A 10,000-nucleotide genomic window follows, 5' to 3' on the forward strand; every position below is an offset into this window, starting at 1 on the left:
GTTGGAGAGCCGCAGCAGGGCCAGGACATGCTGCTCCTGGACGGGCTCGGTGAGACCCGGGGTAATGCGCAGACAGACATAGGTCATGTCTGCCGACAGCTGAAACCACGCTTTGCTTAACACCGGGATCCTCCTTCGTTGTCCCGATCCGGCTAGCCCCCCTGTGGCCGGGGGCGGGATCCTTGCCAAGAACCTATGCCGCCAGAGCGAGAGCGGCCAAGAACCGCAGTATTCTGGCATTTCGCCGTCCGGGTCAACGAGCCGAGTGCAAATGGGTGAGCCGGGTTGAGGAAATACTCTGTGACGGGGAGTTGGGCCGATGGCGCTGGCCCGACCGCTTGCTGAGTGTCAAATGAGGTGTATTTGGCGGTATCTGCTGACTATTTCACCGACGGCGGCCCCCGATGGGTATCAAGTTCAGGGTGGCGATACGATTCACCTTGCCAGAGGCGGTTCAAGGGATTTTAATCTGCCGCCGCCCCGAGGCGTTGACGCGGGTCGCTGCCGACCCTACTGCCCTCTTGTCCAACCGAACGAGCCCCATGACCGCCCAAGGCCACCTGCTGTTTTCCGTCACCTGCGCCCTGCTTGCCCACAAGGTCGAACTCACTCCGGCCCTGGCCGAAGGCAGCCTGTGGCACATAGTGCCCATGGCCCTGGCCAGCGCCCTGCTGCCGGATCTCGATCACCCCCAGTCCCTGCTCGGTCGGCAACTGCCCTGGATCTCGGGGCCCCTCTCCCGGCTGTTCGGCCATCGCGGCTTCACCCACAGCCTGCTGGCGGTCGGCCTGGGGATATGGGGGCTGGCGCAGTTTCAGGCCCCCGGCCTTCTGTCCGGGGTGATGAAGGATGCCCTCATCGTCGGCTACCTCAGCCACCTGCTGGGGGACTGGCTCACCCCCATGGGCATCCCCCTGTTCTGGCCCTGGCGCCGGCGCTTTCGGCTGCCCGGCCTGCCCCTCAAGAGCGGCGGGGGCTACGAGAGGGCCTTCTGCCTGCTGACCCTGGCGCTCGCCGGGTACTGGGTGCATGGGAATGGGGGCTTAGGCGCCTTCTAGCCCGGCATCAGTCGATGCGGCTGGCGGTTCTGGTCAGGGTGAGGTAGTCGGCGAGCACCGGCAGCCCCTGCAGGTGACGGCGCAGCATGTCGAGGGCGGCGAAGGCGAGGATCCGGCGGCCGCTCTCGGGATCCGGGTGACTTAGCTTCACCCGCTGGCCGATTCGCTGGCCGTCTGCGCACAGCAGCAGCGGCACGCCGTCGGGGCCCGCACTGCCTATGGTCAGGCTGGGTTCCCGTCCGCTGCATGTCAGATGGTCGAGCTCGCTTGGGAGGTGGTGGCTGAAGCTGGCCTCCAGCCCCGGATGGGGGTGGCACATGGCCAGCAGGGCGCCCCGGCTCTCCCCTTCCTGCAGGCACAGCGGCCGCTCCCCCAGCAGGGCCAGGATCTGCTGCGCCGGCGCCTCGTGGCCCCGTCCCACCAGCCAGGGGGCTATCTCCCCGAGCAGGCGCACCTCGGCGGCCGCCATGTCGGCGGCGCTGGCGCCGTGGCCGATGAGTTTCAGCTCGATGAGGGGCATGGAAGAGCGGTAGCCGAGCTCGATGCCCGCAGGCCAGGGCGCCCCATCCAGCTTGTCCGAGAGGGCGGATTCCGAGATGCCGAAGGTGTAGAAGCGGCGCAGCTCGGTGTCCGTCTCTTCCCCCGCCAGCGCCTTGAGGCGCGGCAAGATCTGCTCGCGCACCATCTGCTTGAACTCGAACGGCACGCCCGGGGTGAAGAAGAGCCGGCTCTGGCCGTGGCTGGCCGGGTGGCTGACCACGAAGCCGCAGGCGGTGCCGACCGGGTTGTCGAGGATCTCGCAGTCCCGGGGCAGCCAGGCCTGCTTGCTGTTGCTCTGGGCCATGATGCGGCCCCGGCTGGCGTAGCGCTCGGCCATGGTGGCGAGCCAGTCGGGGAACAGGGCGAGCGGCTGCTCAAAGGCTTCGGCCGCCGCCTGGGCGGTGAGATCATCCGCGGTGGGGCCGAGCCCCCCGCACACCAGCACCACCTCGGCCCGGTCGGCGCTCTCCTGCAAGGCGGCCTTCAGATCCGCGAGGTTGTCCCCCACAGTCAGGCGACGGCGCACCTGCCAGCCTTGCTCCAGCAGCAGGGCGCTGAGCCAGGCGGCGTTGGTGTCCACTACCAGGCCGGTCACTATCTCGTCCCCCGTGCTGATGATCTCGATACGCATGCAGACTCCTTGGATGGTGGACCCCGATCAGGGCTTGTTGTGCTCGAAGTAGTAGCTGATCCGGGTGCGGGGGTTGAGGTACTCGAACACCGCCGGCGGCAGTCGCTTGGGGTGGATCACCTTGGCAATGGAGAGCTCGGCCTGCTCGAGATCTATGATGGCCGCCTCCTGGCGCGGGATGCGGGGATCGTACACCAGCACCGCGGGGTAGAGCAGGCGGGAGGCGTTGACCGACATCACCAGCCCGACCTGACCGTTGGAGAGCTGCACCACGCTGCCGGGCGGGTAGATGCCCATCAGGCGGATCAGCATGCCGAGGTGGTCGGTGTTGAACTGGGCCTTGCGCTGCTTGTAGAGGTTGCCGAGGGCCGAGTAGGGCACCTTGGCCTGCAGGTGGCAGAGGTTGTCGTACTCGTTGATGAGGGAGACGATCTGGGTCAGGGGGTCGAGCTGATCCCCCCTGAGCCCCTGTGGCCCGCTGCCGTCCAGGTATTCGTGGTGGTACTGCACTATGCGCTTCGCCGGCTCGGGGAAGTCACTGGCCAGGCTCAGCAGCTCCAGGCCGTAGCGCGGGTGCTGGGCCATCAGATTCTGCTCCGGCTTGGTCAGGGGGCTTGTCTTGCGCAGGATCTGGCTCGGGATCTTCAGCTTGCCGATGTCGTGGAACAGGGCCCCCATGCCGACCTGGCGAATAGCCTCCGCCGGCAGCTTGCACTCCCTGGCCAGCAGCATGCTGAGCACGCTGACGTTGAGGGAGTGGAACTGGAGGCTGTTGCCATCCGCGCTGTCGGAGACCAGGTGCAGCACCATCTCGTCCACCGACAGCAGTTGCTCCGTCATGGCGTTGATCAGCTCCTGGGCCTCATTGATGGCGTTGAGGGGGCGGGACTGGATCTTGCCCATCAGGTTGCGCACCTGGGCCAGGGACTGCTGGAAATGCTTCTCGCACTGCTGCAGATCCCGGCGATAGCGCTGCAACTGCTCGATGCGCCTGGTCTTCTCCTGCTGCATCTCCTGCTGGCGCCCGACCAGATCGTCAGCGCCATCCGGTGCGGGCTGCACTTGATCGAGGGGCTTGGGGGGGGCGTCGCTCTTGTCGGGGATGATGGTCACCAGCTTGAGACCGAGCCGGCGGATCAGCTCTATCTCCTCTTCACTCTTGAGTTTGAAGCTGGAAAACAGGAAGGGGTGCTCACGCCATCCCAGTGGCAGGGAGACGTAATTGCCGACTTGCAGCCGATCGACCGAGATCTTGATTCCTGTCATGGGGTTGGGCACGAGAGACACACAGAGCCGTATGCTAGTCAAAGGCAGGGGTGAATACAAAAGGTATCTGATGACAGGATGAGCGCTTTATTATAGGCTTCTAGATGTCCAGACATATTTACCGATGCAGTACAGGGAGTCAGCATGCCGATCAAGATCCCGGACCAGTTGCCCGCCGCCGAAGTGCTGGGGCAGGAGAACATCTTCGTGATGACGGAATCCCGGGCCGTCACCCAGAACATCCGTCCGCTGCGGGTGCTCATCCTCAACCTGATGCCCAAGAAGATAGAGACCGAGATCCAGCTGATGCGGATGCTCTCCAACTCGCCCTTGCAGGTGGACGTGGATCTGCTGCGCATCGACGATCGGGAGTCGAAGAACACGCCCCAGGCGCACCTGGAGAACTTCTATCACGACTTCGAGCAGGTGCGTGGCAACAACTACGACGGCATGATCATCACGGGGGCGCCGCTCGGGCTGGTGGAGTTCGAGGAGGTGGTCTATTGGCCGCGCATCGTCGAGATCATCGAGTGGTCCCATCAGCATGTGACCTCCACCCTGTTCCTGTGCTGGGCGGTGCAGGCGGCGCTGAAAGCCCTGTATGGCATGGAGAAGCAGACCCACGGCGAGAAGCTGTCAGGGGTCTATCGCCACCACCGCCTCGACGAGCACGAGCCGCTGCTGCGTGGCTTCGATGACGAGTTCGTTGCGCCCCACTCCCGCTATGCGGCCTTCGACGGGGATCTTATCCGCGCCCACACCGATCTGCAGATCTTCGCCGAGTCCGAGGAGGCCGGCGTCTATCTGGCGGCGACCAAGGATTGCCGCCAGGTGTTCGTCACCGGTCATCCCGAATACGATGCCCTGACCCTGGACGGCGAATATCGGCGGGATCTGGCGGCGGGCCTCACCCCCGTCATCCCGGTCAACTACTACCCGGGCGACAATCCCGATCAGGCCCCGCGCGCTACCTGGCGCAGCCACGGCCACCTGCTGTTTTCCAACTGGCTCAACTACTACGTCTATCAGCTCACCAGCTATCGGCTGGAGGACATCGGCAAGGTGTTCACTTACGAGCAGCCCAAGGGCCAGGTGTAGGGCCGGCGCACCCGCTATGGCTGAAAGAGATCGGCAAGGTGCTCAGCTATAAATCGCCCAAGAGGCAGGTGTCATAGGGCCGGCGCACCCGCTATTGGCCGGAGGAGATCGGCAAGGTGCTCAGCTATAAGCCGCCCAGGAGGCAGGTGTCATAGGACTGGAGGAGATCGACAAGGTTTTTACCTGCGAGCACTCCAAGGGCCAGGGCACACTTTAGTCGGCCCCGGCCAGTCGCCGCCCCCGGGTGTCGAGCCAGTGGTGGTGGCAGGCCAGGGTGAAGGCGCCGGGCCGCCTGGCCCGGATGGTGGCCATGGCCTCCGGCTGGGGCTGGCCTAGGGCCATCAGCAGCAGGGCCGCCACCAGCCCGGTGCGACCGCTCCCTCCGTGACAGTGAATGGCCAGGTGTCTGCCCTCGCGCAGCAGGGAGAGCAGTTGCGGCAGCACGGGGAGCCAGGCTTGCTCGAAGGCTTCATCGGGGGCCTCATCGTCCGCTATGGGCAGGTGGAACCAGGCCAGGCCCCTGGCCTTGACCAGTGAGCCGAGGGAGCCTGCGCCGCGTGCGGCCAGCTCATCCTTCGTCATCAGCGTGAGCACTCCGCCGGCACCGGCCAGCTGCAACTGGGCCAGGGCGAGCGGCATGGCAACCTGCTGGTTGCCGGGGCAGGGGGTGAGCAACAGCTGGCCGTCGAGGCGCGGAACCTCCAGGCTCCAGAAGGGGTGGGCACTGAGCATGAGGATCCTTGTCGGTGCTAATCGGGTGTCAAACGAACTTGTTGGCCCCCTGTTTGAGTGCGGCACAGCATAGAGGGCGCGGGTGCGATGTCAATCTGCGTTGTGTTCGGCCCGGTTTACGGGCAGAGTCTAAAAAAATAGAGCGATGGAAGGAGTAGAGATGAGAAACCTGGATCAACTGGACTTGGACATCCTGGCCCATCTGTTTCGCGATGCGGGCATGACCAACAAGGATTTGGCGGCCCTGGTCGGGGTGGCTCCCTCCACCTGCCTGGAGCGGGTGCGCAAGCTGCAACAGGACGGGGTGCTGAAGGGCGCTCACTGCGAGGTGGATTATCAGGCCCTGGGCGGCCATATCCAGGCCATGGTCTCCCTGCAGCTGGCGCGCCACAGCCGGCAAATCATAGATGCGTTTCGCGATGCCATCCTGGCGTTGCCCGAGGTGATCAGCCTGTTTCACATGGGTGGCAAGGATGATTTCCTGGTGCACCTCTGCGTCGCCGACACCGAGCACCTGCGCAACTTCGTGTTCGATCACTTCACCTCACGGGAAGAGGTGGTACACCTCGAGACCTCCCTGGTGTTCGAGCACAGATTCAGCCGATCCCTGCCCTGTTTCACCCATCCCTGAGCGCCAGGACGTCCAGCTCTGAAATAGATCTGCATGATGTCAGCTGGCCTTGAGCCCTTGATACAGAAACGAGAAAAGCCAATGAGTTGCCTCATTGGCTTTTTGCCGTGGGTGATGATCAGGGTCTGGTCGGCTGGATCTCCTTGGGCTCCAGCGTGATGACCGCATTGCCGGCGGCACCGGGATACTGGTGGTAGCTCTGGTCCTGCTCCAGGGTGTAGAAGGTATCCAGGTAGTCGTCGTTGTTGGTCATCCAGGAGTTGGGCAGTGCCTTGACGATGCGACCGCCGAGATCGAGGAAGGGCAGGGCTTCCGGCACGCCACCCGCGGTGAAGCCGAGCTTGAGGGCCTCGATCAGCAGGGCGCTCAGCTCCTTGTAGTTGACGTTGTCATCCTGCTCCATCATGACGAGGTCGACCGCGCCCCAGCGATAACGATCCCAGTACACCAGGATCTGGTTCGGGCTGTAGTCTGTGTTGTCATGATCGAGGTAAGGCATGTCGACTATGTCCACCACGGGTTCGTCCCGGCCGGGATTGACCCCGGCCACGACGGCGTAGACCTCGGCGGCGCCGAGCAGCCAGGGCTCCTGATCATCGCTGAGCCTGATCTTCTTGAGGATGCTGGTCTTGAGGGGAACCGTGTTGCTGGCTGCACGGGGGGCCGCCTGGATGTCGGCGGCAGCCAGCGCCTTGCGCATCACCTTCAGGCCGGCATTCTTGGCCTTGACGGGGTCGGTCTCAACTACCAGCACGGGTCGCTCCGGTGGCTGGTTCACGTCGAGGTAGACCGGATTGCCGGCGCCATCGAACGCTTCGATGGCGCTCCAGCTCTTCTCATCGCCGCTTGGCACGTAGGCAATCAGTGGCTCTGTTCCCTGTTTGAGCGCATTAGCCTGCTCGGGGTTGGCCAGTCGCAACTGCATCAGCTGTTTGACTTCCCCCTCCAGCCCTTGGCGGTTGATGGCGGCTTGGTTGGCATCTGTGGCCTGCCGTTTGAGGCGTGGGCTCGCCTTTTGCAGCAGGTTGGGCAGCGGACTCTGGTATTCCTGATTGGCGAGCAGGGGCAGCAGATTCTTCTGCTGCAATGCGAGCTGGCGTGCCAGCTCCCTGTCCGTGTCGGCGGCATGGGCACTGGTGGCGCCCAGCAGGGTCAGCAATAAAATGACAGCCTGATTCCTCATTCTTCTTCTCCAGTATTGAGTCTGACAGAGGCGCGCATCGGGAAGAATCTGCGCCTCTTCTTCACTAGACGGGAGTTGGGTTCGGCTGTGAAGCATCCTTGCCGAATTATGTGTTGTGTCTCACTGGGGTCTCCCCAGATGGTCAGGTCAGGCGCGGAGCCGGTTGACTTGATGCAGCGCCACACCGACCAGCAATCCCCAGCAGGCGGAACCGACCCCTAGCAGGCTGATCCCCGAGGCCGTGATGAGGAAGGTGAGCAGTGCTGCTTCCCGCTCTTCATCCTGCTGCAGCGCGCCGTGCAGGCTGCTGCCTATGGTACCGAGCAGTGCCAGTCCGGCCACGCAGGTCACCAGGGCGGTGGGGAAGGCGCTGAACAAGGCGACCACAGTCGCCCCGAAGCAACCGGTCAGCAGGTAGAAGCAACCCGCCCACACGGCGGCGGGCCAGCGACGGTTGGCATCGGGATCCACCTCCTTGCCCATGCAGATGGCGGCCGTGATGGCGGCCAGGTTGAAGGCGTAGCCGCCGAAGGGGGCCAGCAACAGGCCGGTCAGGCCGGTCCAGCCGATCAGGGATGAGGTGGCCGGTTGATAGCCATGGGCACGGAGGATCGCGATGCCGGGCATGTTTTGCGACGTCATGGTGACGAGGAACAGCGGCATCGCTATCCCCAGCACGGCGTTGATGGAGAAGGTCGGCGAGATCCACACCGGGCTGGAGAGCTGCCAGTGGACCTCAGCCAGTTGCAGCTCGCCCCTCAGGACGCAGAGCAGCATGCCGGTGGCCAGGACCAGCACCATGGTATAGCGGGGCCAGAGGTGGCGGCCGAGCAGGAAAGCCAGCAGCAAGGCGCCAAGCAGCAGGGGATCCTGGGGGGCCACCTTGAACAGGTCCAGCCCGAATCTGAGCAGCACCCCGGCCAGCATGGCGGCGGCCAGGGGAGCCGGAATGTGGTGCATCAGCCGATCGAACCAGCCGCTGATGCCGCACAGGGTGATCAGCAAGGAGGAGATGATGAAGGCACCTATGGCCTCCGCCAGGCTGAAATTGCCTAGGCTGGTGATGAGCAGGGCGGCCCCCGGCGTTGACCAGGCGGTCAGCACGGGGGTGCGGTAATAGAGGGAGAGGCCGATGCAGCTCACACCCATGCCGATACCCAGCGTCCATAGCCAGGAAGATACCTGGGCTGCATCGGCGCCGGCGGCGGTAGCCGCCTGAATGATCAGTACGACCGAACTGGTATAGCCAACCAGGACGGCGATTAGGCCTGCGACCAGATGAGGGAGAGCAAAGGGCATGGCGACATCCTTGTGTATGCTGATAGCTTGTGCGTTATTACGTACAATGTGGCTTTGACTATAGCGACGTGCGCTATAGCGCACAAGGCGAAGATGCAGCATTCGGGAGAGGGCGTATGCAGGAGATGAATCGGCACCTGGCTCAGCGATTGAAAGGGCTGCGCGCCGAACTGGGGTGGAGTCTGGATGTGGCTGCCCGCGAGACGGGGGTGAGCAAGGCCATGCTGGGGCAGATAGAGCGGGGGGAATCCAGCCCGACGGTGGCGACCCTGTGGAAGATCGCTACCGGGTTTCGGGTCTCCTTCTCCAGCTTTATCGAGCCGACCCCGGCAGTGGCGGGGGAGACGCTCTATCGCATCGCCGATGACATTCGCCAGCAACCGGCGGGCGAAGGCATGCAGGTGGCGCCCCTGTTTCCCTATGAAGACCGGTTCGGTTTCGAGCTGTTCGAGTTGACCCTGCTACCCGGCTATCAGCGGGAATCTGAACCCCATGAGCCCGGGGTGACCGAACATGTAATCGTCATCAGCGGTGTGATGGAGGTGCTGGTCGATGGGCTGTGGCGCTCGCTGGATCAGGGAGAAGCCGTACGCTTCGCCGCCGACCGTCCCCATGGTTACCGCAATCTGGGAATAGCCCCGGCCGTCTTCCACAACCTGATCCACTATCCTGCCATTCGCCCCTGATGGTTAACCCGGACGACCATCGGCTCTGGGGCGGGTCAGGATGGGGGTATAGACCCAGACAAACAGACCATAGGCCGCTATCCAGCTCCAGCCGCTCAGGTTCCATCCCGTCAGTGTCAAGGTAGGCCAATGCAGAGGGAGCAAGACCCGCACGAAGGCTGAGAGGATCACCAGCGCGAATGCCAGGGTGATCCTGCGCCCGACGTGCAGGGCTCTGCCGCTGTGACCGAGTGACACCCTGGCAATCATCCCGAGGATCATGGTGCCCATGCAGCCAGCACTGAGAAGATGACTGGCGAGGGACAAGCTGAGAGGCAGCCCCGCAGCCTGGGCCGGGAGGGCGAGCAGGCCAAGGGGAATAAACAGGTAAGCCAGGTGCAGCGACCATAGCAGGGGCTGTGCCAGGGTGGTGCCGGGTCGCCAGCGCAATTGCCTGCCCAGATGCAAGCCGGCCGCCACTATATATAGAGGCACTATATATAGAGAGTTGATCCATGAGCTAGGCAGCAGCCAGAGCAGCAGGATCAGCCAGAGAGAGGCCAGTGCCCCGCGCTCCAGCCAAGGGCTGGGCGGCGCCTTCTCCTGACCCGTGCCCCTGGCGGTGAAGAAGGGAATCACACGTCCGCCCATCACGGCAATCAGGGTGGTGAACAGCAATACCGTCGTGATGAGCAGATGCTCCACTGTGCTCCAGTCATCTCGCCATAACCAGCTGGCTCCATTGAGCAGAGTCAATATGAGGAGCAGGGGGGCAAAGAAGAGGTTGCGCCATTGGCGCGTCATGATGACGGGCTTGGCGAGGAACCAGGCACAGAGCGGCAACCAGGCCAGGTCCAGTACCATCAGAATGAGATTATCTTCTCCAAGCCAGGGTAG

General features: G+C 63.7%; 10 protein-coding genes (1 of these 10 cut by a window edge). 4 read left to right on the plus strand and 6 right to left on the minus strand.

Annotated features, from left to right (window positions below; genetic code table 11):
* Positions 1-542 precede the first annotated feature (542 nt).
* The gene (locus tag ACWPWQ_RS16060; protein WP_319912282.1) at positions 543-1,058 is read left to right on the plus strand and encodes a metal-dependent hydrolase; all 516 of its coding nucleotides are present in this window, start codon (positions 543-545) and stop codon (positions 1,056-1,058) included.
* 7 nt (positions 1,059-1,065) lie between these two features.
* Here ACWPWQ_RS16060 and ACWPWQ_RS16065 read toward each other — a convergent pair whose 3' ends face one another.
* Both ACWPWQ_RS16065 and ACWPWQ_RS16070 read right to left on the minus strand, forming a co-directional pair.
* Complete coding sequence (locus tag ACWPWQ_RS16065) at positions 1,066-2,229, minus strand: molybdopterin-binding protein (protein ID WP_454010246.1); 1,164 nt, start codon at positions 2,227-2,229, stop codon at positions 1,066-1,068.
* A 27-nt stretch (positions 2,230-2,256) separates the two neighbouring features.
* Complete coding sequence (locus tag ACWPWQ_RS16070; RefSeq protein WP_202047715.1) at positions 2,257-3,495, minus strand: HD-GYP domain-containing protein; 1,239 nt, start codon at positions 3,493-3,495, stop codon at positions 2,257-2,259.
* A 144-nt stretch (positions 3,496-3,639) separates the two neighbouring features.
* On the opposite strand from ACWPWQ_RS16070, the gene metA reads away from it, so the two are divergent.
* A complete protein-coding gene (metA, locus tag ACWPWQ_RS16075; protein WP_454010247.1) occupies positions 3,640-4,593 on the plus strand; it encodes a homoserine O-succinyltransferase MetA in 954 nt (317 codons plus the stop codon).
* 213 nt (positions 4,594-4,806) lie between these two features.
* On the opposite strand, the gene ACWPWQ_RS16080 is transcribed toward metA, so the two are convergent.
* Entirely contained in the window at positions 4,807-5,325 is a 519-nt protein-coding gene (locus ACWPWQ_RS16080) for a phosphatase domain-containing protein (RefSeq protein ID WP_454010248.1), read from the minus strand.
* A 160-nt stretch (positions 5,326-5,485) separates the two neighbouring features.
* On the opposite strand from ACWPWQ_RS16080, the gene ACWPWQ_RS16085 reads away from it, so the two are divergent.
* Positions 5,486-5,956, plus strand: a complete 471-nt coding sequence (locus ACWPWQ_RS16085; protein ID WP_025325515.1) for an Lrp/AsnC family transcriptional regulator — start codon at positions 5,486-5,488, stop codon at positions 5,954-5,956.
* Positions 5,957-6,074: 118 nt separating this feature from the next.
* Here ACWPWQ_RS16085 and ACWPWQ_RS16090 read toward each other — a convergent pair whose 3' ends face one another.
* Entirely contained in the window at positions 6,075-7,139 is a 1,065-nt protein-coding gene (locus tag ACWPWQ_RS16090) for a DUF3103 family protein (protein WP_454010249.1), read from the minus strand.
* A gap of 147 nt (positions 7,140-7,286) precedes the next feature.
* Entirely contained in the window at positions 7,287-8,438 is a 1,152-nt protein-coding gene (locus tag ACWPWQ_RS16095; protein ID WP_454010250.1) for a benzoate/H(+) symporter BenE family transporter, read from the minus strand.
* A gap of 116 nt (positions 8,439-8,554) precedes the next feature.
* Here ACWPWQ_RS16095 and ACWPWQ_RS16100 point away from each other — a divergent pair, with 116 nt between their 5' ends.
* On the plus strand, positions 8,555-9,124 hold the full coding sequence (locus tag ACWPWQ_RS16100; RefSeq protein ID WP_454010251.1) for a helix-turn-helix domain-containing protein: 570 nt from the start codon (positions 8,555-8,557) through the stop codon (positions 9,122-9,124).
* Between the two features lie 3 nt (positions 9,125-9,127).
* Here the strand turns inward: ACWPWQ_RS16100 and ACWPWQ_RS16105 are convergent, their stop codons facing one another.
* Positions 9,128-10,000 carry the 3' portion of an NnrS family protein gene (locus tag ACWPWQ_RS16105; RefSeq protein WP_454010252.1) on the minus strand. Its footprint extends 321 nt past the window's final position, so only the last 873 of its 1,194 coding nucleotides appear in the window; its start codon lies beyond the right edge, outside the window; the stop codon is at positions 9,128-9,130.

Source organism: Aeromonas sp. Marseille-Q7275 (genome assembly GCF_965119515.1).